22 protein-coding genes are annotated in these 21,050 nt (G+C 61.0%); 12 read left to right on the top strand and 10 right to left on the bottom strand.

Going from position 1 to position 21,050, the window contains the following annotated elements; genetic code table 11:
* Window positions 1–127: 127 nt before the first annotated feature.
* Window positions 128–2,494 carry an HAD-IC family P-type ATPase gene (locus BLQ92_RS06265; RefSeq protein ID WP_175772125.1) on the bottom strand — a complete coding sequence of 789 codons (2,367 nt, stop codon included), beginning with the start codon at window positions 2,492–2,494 and terminating at the stop codon, window positions 128–130.
* A gap of 182 nt (window positions 2,495–2,676) precedes the next feature.
* On the opposite strand from BLQ92_RS06265, the gene BLQ92_RS06260 reads away from it, so the two are divergent.
* Both BLQ92_RS06260 and BLQ92_RS06255 read left to right on the top strand, forming a co-directional pair.
* The gene (locus tag BLQ92_RS06260) at window positions 2,677–2,919 is read left to right on the top strand and encodes a hypothetical protein (protein WP_090682604.1); all 243 of its coding nucleotides are present in this window, start codon (window positions 2,677–2,679) and stop codon (window positions 2,917–2,919) included.
* Between the two features lie 12 nt (window positions 2,920–2,931).
* Entirely contained in the window at window positions 2,932–3,144 is a 213-nt protein-coding gene (locus BLQ92_RS06255) for a hypothetical protein (RefSeq protein WP_090682602.1), read from the top strand.
* A 12-nt stretch (window positions 3,145–3,156) separates the two neighbouring features.
* Here the strand turns inward: BLQ92_RS06255 and BLQ92_RS06250 are convergent, their stop codons facing one another.
* Window positions 3,157–4,227 carry a DesA family fatty acid desaturase gene (locus BLQ92_RS06250; RefSeq protein ID WP_090682601.1) on the bottom strand — a complete coding sequence of 357 codons (1,071 nt, stop codon included), beginning with the start codon at window positions 4,225–4,227 and terminating at the stop codon, window positions 3,157–3,159.
* A gap of 300 nt (window positions 4,228–4,527) precedes the next feature.
* On the opposite strand from BLQ92_RS06250, the gene BLQ92_RS06245 reads away from it, so the two are divergent.
* The 5 genes from BLQ92_RS06245 (at window position 4,528) to BLQ92_RS06230 (ending at window position 6,724) form a co-directional block, all read left to right on the top strand.
* A complete protein-coding gene (locus BLQ92_RS06245) occupies window positions 4,528–5,037 on the top strand; it encodes a Spy/CpxP family protein refolding chaperone (RefSeq protein ID WP_244896624.1) in 510 nt (169 codons plus the stop codon).
* Window positions 5,038–5,094: 57 nt separating this feature from the next.
* Entirely contained in the window at window positions 5,095–5,406 is a 312-nt protein-coding gene (locus tag BLQ92_RS06240) for a hypothetical protein (RefSeq protein ID WP_090682599.1), read from the top strand.
* Window positions 5,407–5,475: 69 nt separating this feature from the next.
* Window positions 5,476–5,607 (top strand): entericidin A/B family lipoprotein, encoded by a 132-nt coding sequence (locus tag BLQ92_RS06235; protein ID WP_425194898.1) that lies wholly within the window; start codon window positions 5,476–5,478, stop codon window positions 5,605–5,607.
* A gap of 63 nt (window positions 5,608–5,670) precedes the next feature.
* Entirely contained in the window at window positions 5,671–5,832 is a 162-nt protein-coding gene (locus tag BLQ92_RS39845) for a hypothetical protein (protein WP_175772126.1), read from the top strand.
* Window positions 5,768–6,724, top strand: coding sequence for a lysylphosphatidylglycerol synthase transmembrane domain-containing protein (locus BLQ92_RS06230; RefSeq protein WP_244896623.1), 957 nt, complete (start codon window positions 5,768–5,770; stop codon window positions 6,722–6,724). The genes BLQ92_RS39845 and BLQ92_RS06230 overlap by 65 nt, the downstream gene beginning before the upstream one ends.
* Here BLQ92_RS06230 and pgm read toward each other — a convergent pair.
* Window positions 6,721–8,388 carry a phosphoglucomutase (alpha-D-glucose-1,6-bisphosphate-dependent) gene (gene pgm / locus BLQ92_RS06225; protein WP_090682595.1) on the bottom strand — a complete coding sequence of 556 codons (1,668 nt, stop codon included), beginning with the start codon at window positions 8,386–8,388 and terminating at the stop codon, window positions 6,721–6,723. The genes BLQ92_RS06230 and pgm overlap by 4 nt on opposite strands.
* A gap of 247 nt (window positions 8,389–8,635) precedes the next feature.
* On the opposite strand from pgm, the gene BLQ92_RS06220 reads away from it, so the two are divergent.
* Window positions 8,636–10,621 carry an AI-2E family transporter gene (locus tag BLQ92_RS06220; RefSeq protein ID WP_090682593.1) on the top strand — a complete coding sequence of 662 codons (1,986 nt, stop codon included), beginning with the start codon at window positions 8,636–8,638 and terminating at the stop codon, window positions 10,619–10,621.
* Here BLQ92_RS06220 and BLQ92_RS06215 read toward each other — a convergent pair.
* From BLQ92_RS06215 to BLQ92_RS06190, 6 genes are all read right to left on the bottom strand, one after another.
* Window positions 10,606–10,821, bottom strand: coding sequence for a glycine zipper 2TM domain-containing protein (locus BLQ92_RS06215; protein ID WP_090682592.1), 216 nt, complete (start codon window positions 10,819–10,821; stop codon window positions 10,606–10,608). The genes BLQ92_RS06220 and BLQ92_RS06215 overlap by 16 nt on opposite strands.
* 55 nt (window positions 10,822–10,876) lie before the next feature.
* Window positions 10,877–11,035 (bottom strand): DUF3309 family protein, encoded by a 159-nt coding sequence (locus BLQ92_RS06210; RefSeq protein ID WP_090682590.1) that lies wholly within the window; start codon window positions 11,033–11,035, stop codon window positions 10,877–10,879.
* A gap of 103 nt (window positions 11,036–11,138) precedes the next feature.
* A complete protein-coding gene (locus tag BLQ92_RS06205; protein ID WP_090682589.1) occupies window positions 11,139–11,333 on the bottom strand; it encodes a hypothetical protein in 195 nt (64 codons plus the stop codon).
* 272 nt (window positions 11,334–11,605) lie between these two features.
* Window positions 11,606–13,126 (bottom strand): amino acid permease, encoded by a 1,521-nt coding sequence (locus BLQ92_RS06200; protein ID WP_090682587.1) that lies wholly within the window; start codon window positions 13,124–13,126, stop codon window positions 11,606–11,608.
* 27 nt (window positions 13,127–13,153) lie between these two features.
* Complete coding sequence (gene gad, locus BLQ92_RS06195; RefSeq protein WP_090682585.1) at window positions 13,154–14,539, bottom strand: glutamate decarboxylase; 1,386 nt, start codon at window positions 14,537–14,539, stop codon at window positions 13,154–13,156.
* A 155-nt stretch (window positions 14,540–14,694) separates the two neighbouring features.
* Window positions 14,695–15,456, bottom strand: coding sequence for a sensor histidine kinase (locus BLQ92_RS06190; RefSeq protein WP_175772127.1), 762 nt, complete (start codon window positions 15,454–15,456; stop codon window positions 14,695–14,697).
* A 498-nt stretch (window positions 15,457–15,954) separates the two neighbouring features.
* Between BLQ92_RS06190 and BLQ92_RS06185 the strand changes: the two genes are divergently transcribed.
* The 4 genes from BLQ92_RS06185 (at window position 15,955) to BLQ92_RS06165 (ending at window position 18,132) form a co-directional block, all read left to right on the top strand.
* A complete protein-coding gene (locus BLQ92_RS06185; RefSeq protein ID WP_090682582.1) occupies window positions 15,955–16,143 on the top strand; it encodes a hypothetical protein in 189 nt (62 codons plus the stop codon).
* 139 nt (window positions 16,144–16,282) lie between these two features.
* Complete coding sequence (locus tag BLQ92_RS06180; RefSeq protein ID WP_090682579.1) at window positions 16,283–16,528, top strand: hypothetical protein; 246 nt, start codon at window positions 16,283–16,285, stop codon at window positions 16,526–16,528.
* Window positions 16,529–16,544: 16 nt separating this feature from the next.
* Window positions 16,545–17,588: a rod shape-determining protein gene (locus tag BLQ92_RS06175; protein WP_090682578.1), complete on the top strand. Its 1,044-nt coding sequence runs from the start codon at window positions 16,545–16,547 to the stop codon at window positions 17,586–17,588.
* 292 nt (window positions 17,589–17,880) lie between these two features.
* Window positions 17,881–18,132 (top strand): DUF1488 family protein, encoded by a 252-nt coding sequence (locus tag BLQ92_RS06165; protein WP_090682575.1) that lies wholly within the window; start codon window positions 17,881–17,883, stop codon window positions 18,130–18,132.
* 58 nt (window positions 18,133–18,190) lie between these two features.
* Here BLQ92_RS06165 and BLQ92_RS06160 read toward each other — a convergent pair whose 3' ends face one another.
* The gene (locus BLQ92_RS06160; protein WP_090682573.1) at window positions 18,191–20,971 is read right to left on the bottom strand and encodes a winged helix-turn-helix domain-containing protein; all 2,781 of its coding nucleotides are present in this window, start codon (window positions 20,969–20,971) and stop codon (window positions 18,191–18,193) included.
* Window positions 20,972–21,050 lie beyond the last annotated feature (79 nt).

Below are 21,050 nucleotides of genomic sequence, written 5' to 3'. Positions count from 1 at the left end.
AGGGTGTCTCGAGCGCCTTTGGGTGAGAGACGCAAGGCGCCTGTAACCACGGTGCGCTTAACCCCGGTGGAGGTCGGTACGGTGCCGTACAAGTGCGGACAAAGCGAGACGCCGGAAACGTCAGGCTTCAGGTAATCTGCAGATGAGCGAAGATCGGAATCTTCGCCGCGTCCAGCACGACCGCAAACGCCACCGCAGCCGCAAGTACAACCGCAACCGTCACGGCGGGCAGCGGCGTCATCGCGATCCCACCGATGGCCAGTATCGAAGCAATCAGGACATCGGTCACCGACGACAGCACCAGCCAGAGACTCGGACGCGCGCCCCACATACGCCGGCGCTGGCGAATCGCGTATAGCGTCGCCTGACTGCCGAACACGAGGATGACAAAGGTCAGGGTTCGCAATGCGTCGGTACCCAGATCCAGCTCAAACTTGCCGATCGCCAGCCCGCCAGTGCAGAAAGCCAGTAACGCCACGCCTAGCACCCCACCCGCAAGCGTCAGGTTGCCGATTCTCCATGCGTTCGGAGACGGCGAAGGATCGACATTGTCGGTCGTCAGCGACATCGCGAGAAAGTCCCCGGCAATCATCAGGATCACCATCAGCAATGGGTTCAGGACCGCATGCCCCGTCATGACGAGGCCGAACAATAGCAGTAGCGCAGTTACGATCTTTTTGAGGATCGAGTTGAGCGTATAGGTCAGGATGCGCTGGAACGTCACGCGGCCTTCCTTCACCGCCGCGACGATCCCCGCGAGGCCGGGTTCGGTCAGCACCATGCCGGCGGCCGATTTGGCGACATCGGTGGCAGTCGACACAGCAATGCCGATTTGCGCCTGGCGCAGCGCCGGTGCGTCGTTGGCGCCGTCGCCGCACATGCCGACGATATGACCGCTCTGCTGGAACGCCTTGACGAGCTTGTATTTGTCCTCCGGCAGCACCCCGGCGAACACGCTGAACGCCTCCGGTTTTACGCTGTCCGGGATGGGTCCCGGCGGACAGATCGCGCCGTCGAGCCCTACCGCATGCGCGACAATGGCAGCGGTTGCCGGTGCATCGCCCGTCACCATCACAGCGCGCACGCCAAGGCCGTGCAGTTCCGTCACAAGCGCCGCCGAATCGGCACGCGGTGGGTCACTGAGCGCGATCAGCCCCACCAGTTTCAAGGCCCCAGGATCTCCCGCTGCGACGGCCATGACCCGGAAACCATGTCCCTCGAGTGCCTGTGCATGGTCTGCCGCGGTTGGCGACGGTTCGGCCAGCCCCGCAACAACGGCGAACGCGCCTTTCACGATACGTTGCAGGTTACCGCGCGAATCCGTGGCACTCGCTTCGGACATCTTCTTTGCCGGGTCGAACGCCGTGAACTTGACCAGTTTCGGTGCGTTGGCATCGACGCTGCCCGCTGCAGCAGTGCGGATTGCGGTATCGACGGGGTCCTGGCTGCCCTCTGCGCTCGCTAGTGCTGCGAGCGTCAGCACCTGCGGCTTGCCGAAACCCGGCATCGGTAGCACGGTCGTCACGCTCAACGCGTTGCACGTCAGCGTACCCGTCTTGTCCGCGCACAGCACATCCATCGTGCCGGCTTCGTCGACCGCGGTCAGACGCGTGGACAGCACGCCACGCGCGGCCAGTGCACGAGCGCCGAGCGCGGCCGATAGCGTGAAGGTGGCGGGTAGCGCAACCGGGATCGAAGCGAGTACGGCGGTCAGCACGAGCGGCACGATATCGGCAAGCGGCATCTGGACAAACAACGCGTAGGCAATCAGCGCGGCGATGACAACACCGTTGAACACCGCCAGATTGCGCACCACCAGCAGCACCGCCTTCTGCTCGGAACTCACCACATGAGCGGTGCGAACCAGCTCCGCCGTGCGGCCGAAGCGTGTCCGCGCGCCTGTCGCCGTCACGACGGCCACCGCCTCGCCGCGTCGGACCAGCGCGCCGGCAAAGGTCTGCGCACCCGCACTGGCTTCGATCGGTACCGATTCGCCGGTGAGCATCGAATGGTCGAGCAGCACGTTGCCCGAGATGAGGCGCATATCGGCCGCCACGACACCGCCCAGAGATAGCTTGACCACATCGCCTGGCACCAGGTCCGCGGCCGGGACGATCGACCATTCGCCGTCGCGCTGCACCGACGCGCTCAGCGCCAGACGCGATTTCAGTGCTGCGAGCGTGGCCTGCGCGCGGCTTTCCTGCAGCAACCCGAGCGCGGCGTTGAACACCAGTAGTCCGGCGATAATCCCCGCCTCGAGAAATTTGCCGAGTGCACACTGCAGCACGATGGCGGCCTCGAGCATCCACGGTACCGGCGCCCAGAATTTCCCGAGCGCCATGCGCCATGGATGCGCCGACGTATCTGGCATGGTGTTCGGGCCAGACGCTCCAATCCGCACCCGAGCTTCAGCGCTGCTCAGGCCACCGGCCGGTGGCGCCATTGACAGGCCTGCTGGGTCGTTGGTGGGAGCCGTCGCTGTCGTGGGGGTCATGGGGTCTTCTCCTGTGCTGCGCCGATGCCGGCTAACACCTCCTGGAAGCATGGCCAGGTCCGCAGGCAAGGTCGGTACGGTACCGTGCAGACAACCACGCGGATACTGCTTAACGTCTGAATGGGAATCGGCATTGCGTTCGCCGATTGGCGAACCGGTTTGTCTCACAGCGGGAGAGCAGCATGATTGATGACCAGGTGAGTGCGGAAGAACTAGCAGAAAGCAAGAAACAGAGAGAAGCAGCGGAGACCGCGACCGATGACGGTATGCCGGTTGCACCTACGCCGGCCGCACCTACGCCGGCCGCACCGAAAAGCAACACGAGAGGCGTTGGGGCGATCCAGTACAAAACGCTGAAGCAGTGGGTGAAACACTCAACAAAGTGGCTAGGTTCCGGAGCCACGCCTACCCACCAGGCTCATTGAGGAGTTGACGAAATGACCTTGAATTACGCAGGCAGGTCGCACGACGAAGCCATGGCAGCGCGGCACAAGCAGAAACAGAAGGCGCAGGAACAGGCAGGCGGCGAGATGGCGGTGGAAGGGACGGAGGCGGACGCGGAGCATAGTTGCGGCAGGCTCTCGGAGCGCGGCAAGCAGGTATGGCGCAGTGGAAGCGGGATCGACGGCGGGGGCAAGGAGTTGAAGTAGTCTCGCCGTCGTTCAGGCGTACTGGCGAAGCCGCAATGAAAACTCCTCGATGGCGTCAATCCCGCTCAGTTCGGCGCGACGGCACCAATCCTGCAACTGCAGGAGTAACTGCTCACGTGAGACATTGGAGCGTTCCCACATCGCCACGAGTTCCTCACGCAACTCAACGTAAATATGCAGCCTCTGGTCGCCCTGCTCCTGTCGGCTCACGCGTTCCGCTACCTTCGTATAGCTCGCCATGACCTCGTAGCGGTTACGCAGTACCGCCTGCAGCGTGGCGTCATCGAGCACCGTCTTGCCTTTGACCAGATGCGGTCTCGGCGCCACTTTTCTGACTTTCGCCAGTCCCAGCGCTGAAAGAATAGAAATGTACATCCAGCCAATGTCGAGTTCGTACCACTTGTTCGACAGCCTGGCGGATGCCGCATAGGCGTGATGATTGTTATGGAGCTCTTCCCCGCCGATCAGAATGCCAAACGGAATGACATTCGTACTCGCATCTGCCGTGTCGAAGTTGCGGTAGCCCCGAAAATGGCCTACGCCGTTGACTACGCCGCCCGCCCAGAACGGAATCCAGATCATCTGGACGGCCCATACCGAGACGCCGAGGATGCCAAACAACGCCACGTCGAGCACCATCAGCAGGCTTACGCCGAGGTTCGGGTACCTGGCATAGAGGTTCCGCTCGATCCAGTCGTTCGGCGTGCCGTAAGCGAATTTTCGCAGCGTCTCTTCATTCCTGGTTTCGGCACCGTAAAGCTCGGCACCGCAGAGCAGAACCTTCCAGATGCCATAAGCCTGCGGGCTATGAGGATCTTCAGCGGTCTCGCACTTCGCGTGATGCTTGCGGTGCACTGCCGCCCAGTGGCCGGTCACCATACCTGTCGTCAGCCATAGCCAGAACCGGAAGCCGTGGCTCACAACCGGATGCAGTTCGAGCGCGCGATGCGCCTGACAGCGGTGCAGGTAGACCGTCACACTGATAATCGTCACATGGGTCAATAGCAGCGTGGTGAGCACAATCTGCCACCACGACAGGCCAAGCAAGCCGTTCGAGAAAAAATCCAGTGAAGTACGAAACAAGTTAGCCCTCTTTCTACGGAATCCGTGAGTATTTCGCGCCTCTTGAGCGCCTCGTCATGCCCATCACGACAGATCGCGACCACACGATGTGCGCAACTGCCGGGCATGTCGGTACGGTCCCGTACCGGACTCCATTGCATCGATGCGATCTCTATCTTCCAAGAGCGGCATCCCACCGGCTTGCGCACAAAAGTCCGCCATCGGACAGACGTCGGCCTGGAATGGTGGCATTACTAACTTGTTCTACGAATTCGCTCGCGGTGCATTCACAGCATTGGTACCTTGCAGGCGATTCGATCCATGACCGAATTCCCAGGGGAAAAAACCATGAAGCGCACGACCACTTCTTTCCAACGCCGGCCGGTGCCTGTGCTCGCCGCAGTTCTGCTTCTCGTCATGGCGACGTTCGCCGCGTCGTCAAGCGCGGCCACGCCAGCTCAGACTCAGCCCAGCGCGCATGCCATGACCGTGTCGACCCATACGCCGGTCGATACGCGCATCAACAGCCTTCATGCGAGGCTTCAGATCACTGCTGACCAGGAATCTCTCTGGCAACCCGTTGCGCAAGTCATGCGTGACAACGCCAGCACAATGGATTCGCTCAGGCAGTCCCGTACGGCTAACGCCAACAATATGAGCGCGGTCGACGATCTCCGCTCCTATGGCCAGGTTGTCGATGCTCACGCGGACGGCATCAAGAAGCTCACGTCGGCCTTCGAGGCGCTTTACAACAGCATGTCGGATACGCAGAAGCACAATGCCGATCTGATTTTCCGCAGCGACACCCACCATGCAGCCAGGAAGGGATGACCCGAACCTGCGCCGCGCACTGCTGCGCGGGCGCCGGTCCGAACCGAGGAATACATCATGAAAACTTCATTCACGCGCACGCCTGACAAGAGCGCGACGAGACCACGACTTTTGAGCGCATCAGGCCTCGCGGTAGCGATCGCCTGCCTCGTCATGGCAGCGCCTCTGCAAGCGCAAGAGGAACATCATGGCGGCCAGCAGCATGCCCAAGGCCACGGCGCCCCACGCCAGGCATACCGGCATGACGATCATCGCCACTATGGCCACGCTTATGGCAATTCGGGCTATGGCTACCAAGGCTATGATGCGCCGCCTCTTGTTTATGCCCCGCAGGCGGCCCCGGGAATCAGCTTGTTCCTGCCGCTCTAGTTTCATTGGAAACGTATCCGGCTAGCAACCGCTGCCGGTAACCAGAACCTTTCGCAGGAGGACACCATGATGCGACTCATCGTTCTGTTTATGATCGCCGGTAGCGCTCTTCTCGCGGGCTGCAACACTGTTGCGGGCGCGGGGACGGACATATCGAAAAGCGGCCAGGCCATCCACAACACCGCCGAGGACTCGAAGTAAGCGACGCCAGCTATCGGTGTTGGGGATGTTCAAGAAAAAAGTTGCAGCAGAAGGGGGTTGGAGATGAAGAACCAAAAACGTATATGGATGCTGATCGCACTCTCGCTGATTACGGCCCTGAGTGCGTGCATCCTCGTCCCGGCCGGCGGCGACCATCACGGTGGCGACTATCACGGTGGTGATTACCACGGCGGCGGCGACTATCAGGCGCACGACCATTATTAACCTCAATCTTGCGGACGATGTCCCGCTGTCGGCAGGAAGGCCGGTTCCGTCTACCGAGACAGGACTTGTCAGGATCGCGCCTGGCCTGCTCGGCAAAGCATCCCGACTACGCTCGCTGATGTTTTGGGTGGTGGGTTTCGTAGGCGTTCTCGCCGTCATTCTCGTCGCCATGCATTTCGGTTCACTCGAAAAGATGGTTGCGCTGGTGCGATCGGCGCGTCCTGTGTGGCTGCTCGCGGCGCTCCTGGTGCAGGCAGGAACCTACATCAGTGCCGCCTTCGTATGGCGTCAGGCGTTGCATCGTGCAGGGCAGCCATTGCCGCTGCGGACCCTCGTTCCGCTGGGCGTGGCGAAAGTCTTCACGGACCAGGTCCTGCCGAGCGGCGGCATCAGCGGCACGATGCTGGTCGTACGCGGACTGATTCGAAGGCACATCCCCCCGGAGATCGCGATGGCCGCCATGCTGGTCGGCCTCGTGTCTTACGATATCGCCTACCTGATCGTCGTGCTCGCCAGCGCCGCTACCCTGTGGCTGCAGCACCGAATGAACCTGCCATTGCTGATCGGCGTGACGATTTTCGTGCTGGTGACGGTGGCGGTTCCCGCTTCTGTCCTGGGGCTCAAGCGCTGGGGCAAGCGCCGGCCGATCGCGTGGGTCAGCAAATGCCTCGGCGTCACCGCCCTATTGCGGGAACTGACCGCTGCACCAACCCATCTCCTGCGTAGCCCCAGCCCGCTCCTGCAGACCGCAGCACTCCAGTTGTGCATCTTCGTGCTCGATGCCTTCACACTCTGGCTCGCCTTCAATGCGATTGGCGAAGTGCCGCCGCTCTGGACCGTATTCGTCAGCTTCGCGATCGCCTCGATGGCGGCGACCGAGGGCTGCGGCTAAACGCTCTCATGGGCGAGCGCATTTTCGTCAAACGTACCATCCACCATCGCCTGGGCTTCCTCAACAATACGCGTCAGGTGATCTTCATCGAGGAAGCTCTCCGCATAGATCTTGTAGATATCTTCGGTCCCTGACGGACGTGCCGCAAACCAGCCGTTCTTCGTGATCACCTTGATGCCACCGATGGCGGCGTGATTGCCGGGAGCCCGGTCGAGCACCTGCTTGATCCGTTCGCCGGCCAGTTCGGTATGGGGAAACTGCACCGGCGAAAGCCGGCCCAGTAGCGCGCGCTGCTGCGCCGTTGCGACGGCTTGCACGCGACGTTCGACCGGCTCACCCATCCTCTGGGTCAGATCCCGGTAAATCTCAGCCGGATCTCGACCGATGCGGGTCGTCATCTCGGCCGCCAGCAACGCCGGTACGATGCCATCCTTGTCGGTCGTCCACGCCGTGCCGTCGAGCCGCAGACAACTGGCGCCCGCGCTCTCCTCCCCGCCGAAACCGAGCGAGCCGTCGAGCAAGCCGTCGACAAACCACTTGAAGCCAACCGGCACTTCGTAAAGCGTCCGGCCCAGCCGTTCAGTCACACGGTCGATCATCTGACTGCTGACGATGGTTTTGCCCACCGCCGCATGGGCCTGCCACTGGGGGCGATGAGAATACAGATAATCGACCAGAACCGCGAGATAGTGATTCGGCGGCAGCAGTCCGGCGTGCCGCGTGACGATGCCATGGCGATCGTGATCGGTGTCGCACGCGAAGGCCACATCGAAGCGATCTTTCTGGTCGATCAGCGTTTGCATCGCATACGGCGACGATGGATCCATACGAATCCGTCCATCCCAGTCGACGCTCATAAAGCGGAAAGTAGGATCGACGTCGTCGTTGACCACGCTCAGGTTCAACCCATAACGCTCGGCAATCGGCCCCCAGTAGTGCACACCGGCGCCACCCAGCGGGTCGACGCCCAGGCGGATCGGCGCGCCTCGGACCACATCCATATCGACGACGCTGAAGAGATCGCCAACGTAGGCATTGAGGAAGTCATGCCGGTGCGTCGTCGTGACGCGCAGCGCTTTCGATAAACACATACGCAGCACGCCATCAAGCTTGCTTTCGAGCAATCCGTTCGCGTTCGCTTCGATCCAGCCGGTCACGATCTCGTCGGCCGGGCCGCCACTCGGCGGGTTGTATTTGAAACCGCCGCTTTCCGGTGGATTGTGTGACGGCGTCACCACGATACCGTCCGCCAGTCCCGCAGTCCGGCCGCGATTGTACGTAACGATGGCGTGCGACACCGCCGGCGTGGGCGTGTATTCGCCGTTTTGCGCAATCATGACCTCAACGCCGTTGGCGGCCAGCACCTCGAGCGCACTTGCGTAAGCGGGTTCAGACAAGGCATGGGTGTCGACGCCAATAAACAGCGGGCCGTCGATACCCTCCTGCTTCCTGTAACGGCAGATCGCCTGCGTGATGGCAAGCACATGCCACTCGTTGAAGCTGCGTGCGAAAGCCGAGCCGCGATGCCCGGAGGTGCCGAACGCGACACGCTGCGCCGGGATCGCGGGGTCGGGCCTGTCGGTGTAATACGACGTGATCAGCCGCGGGACGTTGACCAGTATTTCACGAGGTGCCGGTTTGCCGGCAAGGGGATTGATGTTCATCGCGATATCGTTTGGTAGTCGAAACTCATGATGGCGACACTCGGGGTTCGCCTGCATCTATCTTTCTGACTACAACTGTCTCTCGCGTGACAGGCAGATGTCTGTACGGTATCGGGCAATGAACCTTACGGTTTCCGAACGAACCAGCCGGATGGAGCATCACTGTACGCTGTCGTACCGCATCGCCACCAGCGATAGCGTAGCGTCAGATTTATTCAGTGGAACGTACTTGCGAGAACCGGCAGTCATGTCCAAGCTGATCGAACCGCGTTTTACGAGGCAAGCGACGCAGGTCGATCCTCCTGAAACGCCCAGCATGCAGGGGCTCATCACTTTCGCGGTAGGGGTGGCGGTCGTCGCGGGTCTCTACTTTGCGCGTGAAGTTCTGATTCCGGTCACGCTTGCCGTGCTGCTGAGCTTCCTCGTCGCCCCGCTGGCCAATTCTCTGATTCGCCTCAGGATCGGACACGTTGCTTCGGTTCTCCTCGCTGTACTCCTTTCGCTCTCGGTGATCGTCTTGCTTGGCGGTGTGATCGCCAATCAGTTGACGGACCTCGCAGTCGGCATGCCCCGGTATCAGGCGACGATAGAAACCAAGATCGACGCCGCACGCGCGCTGACCTTCGGCAAACTGAACGATCTGGCAAGCGCCGCCGGCGCGGCGCTTCAACAGGTAAGCGTCGATCAACAGCAAGCCGCTCACGGAACCGCGTCCGCTTCGCCGGCAAACCAGCCTGCCGCCGCCGTTCCGGTCGAGGTACGCGAACCGGTCCCCACCGCCTTCCAGCTGGTCCGGCGCATGCTGTCTCCGGTTGTCAGCCCGCTTGAAACGACCTTCATCGTATTCATCGTCACCATTGTCATTCTGCTGCAGCGCGACGACCTGCGCGATCGCGCTATCCGGCTGTTCGGGTCAAGAGATCTGCATCGGACGACCACCGCCATGGATGAGGCCGCGCGCCGCCTCAGCCGGTATTTCGTTTCGCAACTCGGCGTGAATGCCGGCGTAGGCGTGGTAATCGGCGCGGGCCTGTTCTTCATCGGCGTACCGAGCCCCATACTGTGGGGCATTCTCGCTGCCCTGTTGCGCCTGGTCCCCTACGTGGGCATCTGGATCTCGGCCCTTCTGGCTACGGCACTTGCCGCCGCAGTCAGCCCCGGGTGGTCGATGGCGATCTGGTCGCTGGCCCTCTTCCTGACCGTCGAGCTGCTGGTCGGTCAGGTGGTCGAGCCCCTGCTCTACGGTCATAGCACTGGCCTTTCCCCGTTTTCGGTGGTCGTGGCGGCAATCTTCTGGAGCTGGATCTGGGGGCCCGTCGGGCTGATCCTGTCCACCCCGCTGACGCTCTGCGTTCTCGTTCTGGGGCGCCATGTTGCGAGGCTCGAATTTCTCGACGTGTTGCTCGGCGACCAGCCGGCGCTGACTCCAATCGAAAATTTCTACCAGCGCGCACTCGCCGGCGACCCGGACGAAGCACTGGAGCAAGCCGAAGTACTGCTACGCGATCGCTCGCTCTCCGCCTATTACGATGAGGTCGCAGTCAAAGGATTGCAGCTCGCCGCCAACGACGTCATGCGAGGCGGCGTCACTGCCGCACAACTGATGCGGATTCAGACCACGGTGAACGACCTCATCGAGGGCCTGGACGGCTTCGCAGATATCGATCCCGCGCCCGTCAATGCCGACGACAACTGGGGGGCGTTGGCGCCGTCCGCGGTTACGCAAGACACACCGCGCCCGCAAGCCGCCCCTGCCACCCCGCAGATGAACGAGCAAGCTACGCTGGCAGAGCGCGAAGGCAATCGGGTTCTTTGTATAGCCGGACGAGGACCGCTCGACGAGTTGGCCTCGTCCATGCTCGTTCAGGTGCTGGGAAAGCATAACCGCGATTGCCGGGTGGTCCCGCACGATGCGGCGTCGCGTGCGCAGATCGACAGTCTCGAGCTCACCGCGGCGACCATCGTGTGCATTTTCTATCTGAACATAGACGGGATTCCGTCACACCTGCGCTACCTGCTGCGGCGCCTGCGACAGCGCCTGCCGGACGCATCGATCGTGGTGGGTCTCTGGTCGGCGGGCGATACGGATGAGTGGAGCAAGGATCTCCAGGGTGCGATCGGCGCCGACCACTATGCCACGTCTGTTCGGGATATGGTCAGCGCTTGCCTTGCCTCGACAAGGGCGGCCGGTGCGATCGCCCCAGAGACTCGGCCGGACTATTTCCCGACCTGATTGCCAACGACACCACCGACGGCAGCGCCGCCGACCGTGCCCAGGGGACTGCCGCCCGTCAGGACGGCACCTGCGACGCCGCCCACCCCCGCGCCGACTACCGTGTCGGCATCCCGGTGGGACATGTCGCCGCATCCGAGCATGGCAGTCACCGTGAACAGCATGGCCATCCCGGTCGCGATGGAACGATTTTTTCTCATTTTGTACCGCCTATCTATGGTTGAACGCTGCGACCCAGACATCGGGCCGGAGGTATTACAATCGCCCCATCAACAACATGGCGATCACCACGATCAGCACGACGCCGAGTACGCCACTCGGGCCGTAGCCCCATCCATTGCTGTATCGCCACGACGGCATGGCGCCGACCAGCAGGACAATCAAAACGATAAGAAGAAGCAATCCTAGTGACATGGTAAGTCTCCCTGTGCCGCGAACAGATAGGCAAGTGGCCGACCGATTCGACGTAGGCGTTCGCAACCCAACGTCCTGTCGCCATAGTTGAGGTTGATTCGAGCTATGCGGCGCGCTGGTTCAACCACACCCGGCCTGCCGCCGTCATGTTGATGACGCCACAGGAACGCGATTCGTATGCAAGCCCGGACCTGAGTAGTTCTTCCGCAATCGAGTGCGGGGTCGCTGCCTGGGAGTCTGGAATCCGATCAAGCGATTTGAGAGTCTGGACAGCCTCGGGGGAAAGTTCGATGTACATGATGGCCTCCTGTCGACCGGAGTTGGCGCTTTAGCGCTTACTCCGGTCCCATGCATAGCGCTCGACCGGAGTTGGCGCTTTAGCGCTTACTCCGGTCCCGTGCAACATGGTTGCACTTGTTGAGATCAGCATGGGCTGAACGAGTGTGGACGTCTGTACGGTAGCGTCTACTTAAACCGCTCTTTCAGAAATATATCTGGGCGGTTGACGCCATCCTGTTTCGGACAGCGCAACGCTCCAGACATCTCCCACCGTGATGCCGCACCGCCCGCTCAATTGAGCGGGGTTTGCGCCGGTTGCACGATCGGCGCATCGTGCCCACTCACCCAGTCGCTGCGACGTACATGATGAATGATCAACGGAATGCCCGCGAAGAGGACGATCCCCAACGTAACCAGCCCCATATACAGCGCGGGCGAGCCGACCGGCAACTGGTCCGGCGGGAAGAACGACACAATGAAGCTGAACAGAACACCGGCGAAGCCAATCCCTGCGGTCAGCCACATGCCGGCAAGGCCACCGGGCACCTTGAACGGTCTGGCCAATGCCGGTGCGCTATAGCGCAGCTTGATCGCCGCCCCGTACATCAGCATGTAGGCGATCAGGTACAGCGCGATCGTCATTGCGGAGATCAGAAAGAACGCGACCGATACATCGCGGATCACGAAGTAAAAGCACGAAATGACCGTCACAATGAGCCCCTGCACCAGCAGGATGTGAGTCGGCATGCCTTTACTGTTCTTTGCCTGTAGCAACGGTGGCAGTTCACCCTCGTGAGCGGTTTCAAGCAGACCGCGCGACGGACTGCCCAGCCACGCGAGCACGCCGCTAATGGCCCCGACGCCAACCAGCAGCGACAGCGCGGACACGGCCCACCCCATGTGCCAGATATCGGTTATCACCGCGCCGAACGTGTCGAACACGCCCGATTGCAACGAGATCTTTTCGTAAGGCAGAATCGCAGCGATCGGCAGCGCGCCCAGCGCGAAGATCAGCACCGAGATCAAGGCTCCCAGGCCGATCGCAGCGGGATAGCCGCGACTGGGACTACGCATGTCGATCACATGCACGGCCTGCACTTCGACGCCGGCGAACAGCAGCACGATCCCGGCAAGGAAGGCGATAGTGCCGAAGCCGTGGATGGCCGGCCAGTAGCGTGCCTGCCCAGCCTCCGACAGCGAAGGATCTTTCAGATGCTGCCAACCAAGCGGATGGCCAGTGCTGATCCAGTAGCCCAGCAGCGCAAGCAGCACGACACCCGGCACGATAGTGCCAATCACGAAGGTCCAGTTGGCAATCTTCGCGAACACCTCGACGCCCTGCAATACCACCCACGTAGCAAGCCAGTAAGCGACGATGCAGAAGATACCGACGTAGACGCCATTCTGCGCGAGCTCAGGTTTCCCTATCGTGTAAGCGACGGCTGCCGCGCCAAAGGTCAAGGCCACCGGAAACCACACGACGTTCTGGATCCACTGCAGCCAGATCGCGAGGAAGCCCCAGCGCGTGCCGAATGCCTCGGCGACCCAGGTATAGATCCCGCCGCGCCGGTCGGCGAACGCGCCACCCAGTTCCGCCGAAATCAGCGATGCGGGAATCAGGTAAAAGATCACGGTGAAGGCGAGATAGACGAACATCGTCATCTCTTCCTTCGCCAACAAGGGCAAGCCGCGCAGACTGGTGACGACCGCCGCCGCGGTCATCAGGCCAATCGAAGTCACGCTGAGATATTTTCCACGCCTGGCGGTAGCCGTTTTGACTGTGGTCGTGGAAGTGCTAACGATGTTGTCCATTTCATGCGCTCCTATGAGCTTGCGGCATCAATCGTGGTGGAAGGTCGGGCCGGCAGTCGAGTGTGGCACCGGGTTCTTCATCAGATGGGCGATGGCGTGCTTGATATCCTCGAGCAACATCGCCGCCATATCGCGCGTGACGCCGCGCCGGATCAGAATGCGCTGAACGATGGTCTCCTCGCGGCCGGCCGGAAGCTTGTACGATGCGATTTGCCAGCCGCGCATGCGGACCTGATCCGACAGATCGAACAAGGTGAAGCCTGCGGTGGCCGGATGCTTCAGCTTGTAGCAGACGGCAGGTAGCGCGCCACGGCCGTCGTAGACGAGTTCGAGCGCATCGACCTTGGCGAGGCCGTCGGCAAGCGCCTGCGCGGTATCGGCGCATTCCTGCTGGATATGCCGGTAACCCTCGCGGCCGAGGCGCAACAACATGTAGTACTGCGCGATGATTTGCCCCGCTGGCCGCGAAAAATTCAGCGCAAACGTCGGCATGTCACCACCCAGATAATCGACACGGAAAATCAGATCCTCGGGAAGGTCTTTCGTACTGCGCCATACCACCCAGCCCACGCCGAGCGGCGCGAGGCCGTACTTGTGCCCCGACGCGTTGATGGACTTGACGCGCTCCACGCCGAAGTCCCACTCCAGGTCCGGCTGAATGAACGGCGCAACGAAGCCGCCGCTCGCCGCGTCGACGTGGATCGGAATATCGATGCCGACGTCGCGTTGCAAGGTGTCCAGTGCATTCGCTAGCGCCTTGACCGGTTCGTAGACGCAAGTAAAGGTGATACCAAGCGTGGCAACCACACCGATCGTGTTTTCGTCGCAATAGGCTGCCAGTTGTTCCGGTTGCAGGCCAAGCGAGTCACCGCTGAGTGGGATCTCACGCATTTCCACATCGAAATAGCGCGCGAATTTTGCCCAACATACCTGCACGGGGCCGCAAACGAAATTAGGCTTGTCGGTCGGTTTTCCCTGGGCCTCGCGCCGCTTCTTCCACTGCCACTTAAGCGCCAGGCCGCCCAGCATGCACGCCTCGCTCGATCCGGTAGTCGAGCATCCGGTCGTTTTCCATGATTTGGGCGCATGCCACAGGTCGGCGAGCATATGAACGCAGCGCATCTCGATCTCGGCGGTCTGCGGATACTCGTCCTTGTCGATCATGTTCTTGTCGATGGACAGATCCATCAAACGACGGACCTCGTCATCAGCATAGGTCGTGCAAAACGTGGCGACGTTCTGGCGCGAGTTGCCGTCCATGAACAGCTCGTCGCGAACCAGGTCGAACACGGCGCGACGATCGGAAGACGTCTCCGGAATGCGGTACTTCGGCAGCGACGAGCCGGAAATGGTCGCGGCATATTCATCGGCCACGGCATCCGGTGTGGGCGGCGGCGACTTGAGAAAGGTCATGGTGAAGTGCTCCAGAGTCACGAGAGTGTCGGGGCAGTTGCAGCCACGCTGCAACTGAGGCAATAGTGGCCGGAGCAAGCAGCACATAGCCGCATCTGACGCTCCGGAGTCAGAGAACCTTTGAGGTGAATGCTACGAGGACGCCGTGCGCGCCATCACGCTGGTTGCCGCGTGGCGCACTGGTCTACTACGATAGGCAGACGCAGCGTGAATTCGCTGCCGGTGCCGGGTCCGGCGCTGAACGCCGACACCGTCCCGCCATGCGACTCGGCAACGGCTTTCACGACAGCCAGACCAACCCCCAGGCCACCGGCACACGCTCCGATCGTTCTGCTCGCCTGAGCGAACAGTTCGTATATATGCGGCATATGCGAATCCGATATCCCCATCCCATCGTCCTTGACGGATAAGACAAGCTCGTTGTGGTCCGCGAGCACTTTCACCGTGATACACCCGTATTCCGGCGTGTACTTCAGCGCGTTGTGCAGGAGATTGTTCACGGCCTGCGCGAGGCGAACCGCATCACAGTCGACGCGCAGCGTTCTGTCGGCGATCTGCACCGTCAACGTCTGCTTGCGCCGCGCTGCTGCCACCGCAGCGGCAGTGAGCGGAGCAGCCAGCACCGCGACGACGTCAACCTGAACCTTGGTGACGCGCAGCGCCCCACGCTCGACCCGCACCGCGTCCATCAAATCCTCGGCAAGCCGGGCAATCTGGGTAATTTGCCGATCGATCATATCGACCGAGCGCAACACTTCGGGCCGGTCGGCCGATGTCCTGCGGATCAGATCCGCAGCGAACTGCAGCGGCGTCAAAGGCCCGTGAAGCTCGTGCGCCACCATCGCAAGGATTTCATCCTTGAGTCGCAGCGCGTCAAAATGATGGACCGGCTCCGAGGCACGCGGGGACAGTCCCATGGTGGAGCCTTCCTGCACAGGCTCCATCGTTTCGTCTGCGATAGCTTCACGACGTGAGTTGGGCGTGCCTACGAACCACCGGAAAGAGCTTTGATGAACTGACATATTGACCTCAGATCGCACGCTCGATGAGAGCGACCTGGAGGGTCACGACTGCGCGCGGGTTAAGGTGACAGGATTCCACTAACGATGCGGCAAGTCTGTACGGTACCGTTCGGGTCGATAAAATGCCTCGTTGGTTGCCCCGGCTACCCCGCTGGCGGCGGAATCGCTGTACTTCCTATACAGAGGGTATACAGTGAGTCCAATCCGCAATCGGTTTTCGATGCAACTCGTCAAGGACAGGCGTCTAAAGTCCCTCAGGTCATGGTCCGGTCGGTCAGTGCCGGAGCGCCCCATGCGCCACCCCTCACCAACTGGACGAAATACATTCTTCGCGACCTGGGCAGATGCGCTTATCGCCCGCGAGGCGTTCTATTTTGAATACCCGGAGTAATCATGATCGACGATCAAGTCAACCTCGAAGAACTGGAAGAAAGCAAGAAACGGCGGGGTTCGCAGGAGAGCGCAGCTAAGGACGATGTGCCGGTCCCACCGAAGGCGCCGGCCGGCGTCCCCCCTGGAGTAACGAAGCAGTGGCTAAGAGATGCCCGGAAATGGTTCGGCGCTGGTGGTCGCAGTGTCTAGTGAAATCTGGCGGGTCAAACGAAACGCCAGTTCGTCGACTCACGGCGAGCACAGGAAGAGCCGGCCAGACGCCGGCTTTTTTTAAGTCTGCAAGGCGTGCGCGTAGCATTGTGCAACGGTGCGGGAGCGGGAGGTTCTCATGCAACGAAGCGTCGAATATCGCGGATTCGAAATTCACATTGATTTATCGTCCACCTCGGCGGACATGTTCGACGTGTGGTTTCGTATCGAAGGCCCAGTGAAGCTGCCGGGCGTGGCGGCGCTCGGTGAGCGCATCAAGATCCGCGGCGGCCCGTTTTCCCAGCGTTGGGCTTACTTCGTTGCGGAGATCGCCGGTCAGGCCGCGGTCGATTTAATCCTTGGTCCCGCTGACGAGACCAACTGACCACACAGGATTTTGCATGTTCGGTTTTCTGCGCAGCTATTTCTCCAACGACCTGGCGATTGATCTCGGTACCTCGAACACCCTGATCTACATGCGCGGGAGAGGCATTGTCCTCGACGAACCGTCGGTTGTGTCGATCCGCCAGGAAGGCGGCCCAAATGGCAAAAAAGCCATTCTGGCGGTCGGCAAAGAGGCCAAGCAAATGCTTGGCAAGGTGCCGGGCAACGTCGAAGCCATCCGCCCGATGAAGGACGGTGTCATCGCCGACTTCAACATCACCCAGCAGATGATCAAGCAGTTCATCCGCATGGTACACGCGCCGCACATTTTCGCGCCGTCGCCGCGCATCATCATCTGCGTACCGTGCGGGTCGACCCAGGTGGAACGGCGCGCAATCAAAGAGGCCGCGCATAGCGCAGGCGCGGCGCAGGTCTACCTGATAGAAGAACCCATGGCCGCCGCAACCGGGGCCGGCCTGCCCGTATCCGAAGCGACCGGCTCGATGATTGTCGATGTCGGCGGCGGCACCACCGAAGTCGGTGTGATCTCGCTCGGCGGGATCGTTTATAAAGGCTCGGTGCGCGTAGGCGGCGACAGGTTCGACGAGGCGATCGTCAACTACATCCGCCGTAACTACGGCATGCTGATCGGCGAACAGACGGCCGAAGCGATCAAGAAGGAAATCGGCTCGGCGTTTCCGGGCTCCGAAGTCAAGGAAATGGAAGTGAAGGGCCGCAATATGTCGGAAGGCATACCACGCAGCTTCACCATCTCCAGCAACGAGATCCTCGAAGCGCTGACCGACCCGCTGAACCAGATCATCTCGGCGGTCAAGATCGCGCTCGAGCAGACACCGCCGGAACTCGGCGCCGATATCGCCGAGCGCGGCATCATGCTCGCGGGCGGCGGTGCACTGCTGCGCGACCTGGACCGGCTGCTCGCCGAAGAAACCGGCCTGCCGGTGTTCATTGCCGATGCGCCGCTGACCTGCGTCGTGCGCGGCTCGGGCATGGCGCTCGAACACATGGACAAATTCGGTGGATTCTTTTCCTATGAGTGACCGGTGAATTCCGTAATAAATGACGCTAGCAACGCGCAAAGGGTATACAGTGGGATAAGGCGGGTCGCGCTTCGCGACCACCTGCTCCGGGACCCATCATGCGACTACAAACCAAACCAGCTTCGCCCCCCGTCGGCGGCTCAAGCGCGTACGCACTCGAGCGCAGGACGCACGCCCTTATCCTCGAAACGGCGGACGCTTTACGCGCCGAACAGAGACGCGTGAATTTTGCCTTGATCGATTCGAATGCCAGCAAGTGGCGTTACTCGGTTACAGGCGTAAAGGGCTGATCGTGGCACTTCAATTCCCCAATCCCAGCCGTAGCTACGATGCCGCGAGGCATTGTGTATGTTTCTGGGGATACGACAACTCGCGCGAAATCACCTTCCAGGTTGATGACGCGGTGCTAAGAACCCTGCAACCTGACGCAGGCTCCGACGAGCGTTCGATACTCGGCGCCTTCGACCAGGTTCGCGAAAAACTCCTCGAAATCGCCAAGAAGCAGTATGTTAGCGGTCCTCAGAACAGGTATTCGATTTCCTGAGTTTTTTGAGTTTTTCTGAGCGGCAGCCAGGTCGCTAACGCTGCCGCCTCACCCATCACTACATGGCTGATCGGCCCTCTCCAACACCGAGTCCCAAAACTCTCTGCACGGCTTCGATTCGCGAACTGACATTGAGTTTTTCGAAGATGTTTTTCAAATGCCATTTGACTGTCTCGGGCGCCAGTTTCAACGACCGGCCGATTTCCTTGTTCGAAAGGCCACAGGCAACGTGGTTAAGAACCTCGAACTCCCTCGCACTGAGAATATCCGACGACGTCGACACGGCCTCCACAGCCGTGGGCGATGCAGCCGGTGAACCGCAAGCGTCGTCGAAAGCTGCCAGCAATTTGTCGACATAAGCCGTTTCGACGTTAGAGACGTCCTCTGAGACCGGGCGAAGCCGTTGCAGTAACGCACGCACCGGCTGCCCTTCATCCACGAAGCTACTGATCATGCCGCTCGCCTCCCCGAGGCGTAGCGCTCGTCCAAGCGTGACAAGCGCCCTTTCAGAAGCACCGCATTGTTCTAACGCGATGGAAAGCAGCACGGAAATAGCCGCCTCGCAACAACGCCACCCCATAGCGACCACCGTATCGAGGGAACGCTCAAGAAGAGGGACCGCCTGATCGGCAAGATCCTCGGCCATCAGGACGCGAGCCTGAAGGACGCAGTAGCTTGTCCAGGTTTCCACCGTGGACCCCTTGCGCCCTTCGCACATCATCGGCACGCTCGCGCTGAGTTCGTCGGCAATTTGCCTGGCCTCTGCAATTCTGTCGTCTACAAGCAGCAATCTCACCGTCTCAGCATCGCACGCCAGCTTCAGACGTAGCCAGCTTCGGGCTACGGCGACCTGCCGAGCGTCTTCGAGAACAGCCAGCGCCGCACCTGTCTCTGAGTCTCGCCACAGAAGGCGCGCTGCCGCATACGTATGCCGGACCAGTGCCCCGAGCCGGGAAATCTCCAATGCAATCGTCCAGCGGCCCGTGATCAACTTCCGCGCTTCAGTAAGCTCATTACGTTCGTAGTAGATCGACGCAAGACTACCCGCCACCATCACCGCACAGGCCGAGGAGTGCCCCAAAGCGCTTTCGGCGCGCGGCAGCGTCACCTCGAAAATTCGCGTGGCTTCAGACAGCTCGCCATGTACCAGCGCAGCAAGACCGTACATCGCGTGTCGATTCATATCCGAGTAGATCTGCGCCTGACTCTGCTCCAATCGCTCGTTCGCGAGATCCCAGATGCGACGTATCTGGTCAAACCTTCCCCTATACATCAAGCCAAAGAATTGCGCTGTTTGCGCATAGCGCTTTGCCCACGATGCCGTAGACGCCAATGAGGCCTCGGCGGCACGCCCCAGCTCAAGCGCGCGTTCGCTGTCGTCACTAATAGCGGCGATCATTGCGCTGATAGCGTTCACCTCCGCCAGTGCAGCGTCATCAACCCTGCTAGTCTCATCGTGCGACATCCGCTCAATCTCGTCCGCAACAAAGCGAATCTCTTTCGTGGCGCGGGATGTCTGGAACAAGAACGCGAGCGCCCACGCTTTCGCAAGATGCAAGCGTAGCCGCCCCTGAATCACATCCGCTGGAAGTTTGCCGATCCACCCTAGCAACGTGTGCGACTCGCCGCGCTCGAGCATCTCCATCGCACAGTTCTCGACCCACTGCGCGGCCTGCTCCAGGTCGCCCGCGGCCAGGGCATGCCTGACTGCCTCGGGCCACAAACGTGCTCCTGCAAACCATTGGGAGGCACGACGATGCAGCAACGGAACCTGTTGCGGCATCTGGCGGACAAGACGCCGCCGGAGCGCGTCGGACAGCAGTGCGTGATAGCGGTACCAGTCCTGTCGTTCATCAAGTGGCCGGATGAACACGTTATGCCGCTCGAGCCAATCGAGCTTTGCCCCGCTTCCCCCGCCACCTCCCATGATGGCATCGCACACGCCAGGAGTGAGCCGTTCGAGAATCGACGTGCACAGCAAAAACTTCAACATAGGCGGCGGCAATTGCGCGAGCACGGCATCGTTCAGGTAACGATCGATCCCGGTGCTGGTCCCAGCAAGGTTAGTGGCGACCCTCGTCGCATCGCCTACCTGAGTGAGTGCAAGGGAAGCCAGCTGCAAACCCGCCACCCACCCTTCGGTCGCTCTGTTCAACAGCTCGACGCTGGTTCGGTCGAGCGACACCGTACCTGTCTGGTCAAAAAACGCCTGTGCCTCGTCGATCGAAAAGCGCAGATCGTCGACACCAAGACGCATGATCTTCTCTGGCGCCCTAAGCTGACCGAGCGTCAAGGCAGGTTCGCCGCGCGCTCCGAGCAATACGTGCATGTTTTCGGGGGCGTAGCGCAGCAGACGGGACACAACCGCAAGAACAGGCTTCGCAGTCAGGCGGTCGGCGTCGTCCAGGACGAGGAAAACGCACCGGCCGCATGCGGCGATCCCATTCAAGAGCAACGAAATGACTGTTTTAATGGGGGCCAGCGCATCGTTATTCAGGAGTTGCTGCGCTTGCCAGGCAATGTCCTCCGAGGCACGGGAAAATGCCGCCACCAGATACGCAACGATCTGCTGCGGATCATCGTCTTCCCCGTCGAGGCTGAGCCATGCAACCGGATGCTTTTGCTCCAATAGTGCTTCACTCCATCCGGCAAGCAAGGTTGTCTTGCCGAAACCCGCGGGGGCGGTCACGATAGTGATGCCGCGCGCCGGTCGCTTAGGCAACCTCTCAAGCAACGCGTGCCGTTGCACGCAGCCCGGTGGAAGACGTGGCGGGATCATTTTGGTCTGGATCAGCGACACGTTCCATAGGCGATCGGCAATTTCCGAAGGTGCTTCCATGCTAGCTCTCCTGCCCCCTCCCCATCCGACGACGCCCCATAGGAGACAACGGCCCCCTTGCCTTCGCAGAAGAGCGAAC

The sequence above is a fragment of the Paraburkholderia phenazinium genome, assembly GCF_900100735.1.
Lineage (GTDB): Bacteria > Pseudomonadota > Gammaproteobacteria > Burkholderiales > Burkholderiaceae > Paraburkholderia > Paraburkholderia phenazinia.
The sequence above is the reverse complement of the archived record's forward strand: the minus strand, read 5'-3'. Positions and strand labels throughout refer to the sequence as shown.

Coding starts and splice junctions, on each gene's coding strand:
- BLQ92_RS06175 (WP_090682578.1), top strand. CDS start 16,545: ATGTTCGGTTTTCTGCGCAGCTATTTCTCCAACGACCTGGCGATTGAT.
- gad (WP_090682585.1), bottom strand. CDS start 14,539: ATGACCTTTCTCAAGTCGCCGCCGCCCACACCGGATGCCGTGGCCGAT.
- BLQ92_RS06205 (WP_090682589.1), bottom strand. CDS start 11,333: ATGTACATCGAACTTTCCCCCGAGGCTGTCCAGACTCTCAAATCGCTT.
- BLQ92_RS06180 (WP_090682579.1), top strand. CDS start 16,283: ATGCAACGAAGCGTCGAATATCGCGGATTCGAAATTCACATTGATTTA.
- BLQ92_RS06185 (WP_090682582.1), top strand. CDS start 15,955: ATGATCGACGATCAAGTCAACCTCGAAGAACTGGAAGAAAGCAAGAAA.
- BLQ92_RS06235 (WP_425194898.1), top strand. CDS start 5,476: ATGCGACTCATCGTTCTGTTTATGATCGCCGGTAGCGCTCTTCTCGCG.
- BLQ92_RS06190 (WP_175772127.1), bottom strand. CDS start 15,456: ATGGGACTGTCCCCGCGTGCCTCGGAGCCGGTCCATCATTTTGACGCG.
- BLQ92_RS06220 (WP_090682593.1), top strand. CDS start 8,636: ATGTCCAAGCTGATCGAACCGCGTTTTACGAGGCAAGCGACGCAGGTC.
- BLQ92_RS06260 (WP_090682604.1), top strand. CDS start 2,677: ATGATTGATGACCAGGTGAGTGCGGAAGAACTAGCAGAAAGCAAGAAA.
- BLQ92_RS06265 (WP_175772125.1), bottom strand. CDS start 2,494: ATGACCCCCACGACAGCGACGGCTCCCACCAACGACCCAGCAGGCCTG.
- BLQ92_RS06160 (WP_090682573.1), bottom strand. CDS start 20,971: ATGGAAGCACCTTCGGAAATTGCCGATCGCCTATGGAACGTGTCGCTG.
- BLQ92_RS06215 (WP_090682592.1), bottom strand. CDS start 10,821: ATGAGAAAAAATCGTTCCATCGCGACCGGGATGGCCATGCTGTTCACG.
- pgm (WP_090682595.1), bottom strand. CDS start 8,388: ATGAACATCAATCCCCTTGCCGGCAAACCGGCACCTCGTGAAATACTG.
- BLQ92_RS06200 (WP_090682587.1), bottom strand. CDS start 13,126: ATGGACAACATCGTTAGCACTTCCACGACCACAGTCAAAACGGCTACC.
- BLQ92_RS39845 (WP_175772126.1), top strand. CDS start 5,671: ATGAAGAACCAAAAACGTATATGGATGCTGATCGCACTCTCGCTGATT.
- BLQ92_RS06240 (WP_090682599.1), top strand. CDS start 5,095: ATGAAAACTTCATTCACGCGCACGCCTGACAAGAGCGCGACGAGACCA.
- BLQ92_RS06210 (WP_090682590.1), bottom strand. CDS start 11,035: ATGTCACTAGGATTGCTTCTTCTTATCGTTTTGATTGTCCTGCTGGTC.
- BLQ92_RS06255 (WP_090682602.1), top strand. CDS start 2,932: ATGACCTTGAATTACGCAGGCAGGTCGCACGACGAAGCCATGGCAGCG.
- BLQ92_RS06245 (WP_244896624.1), top strand. CDS start 4,528: ATGACCGAATTCCCAGGGGAAAAAACCATGAAGCGCACGACCACTTCT.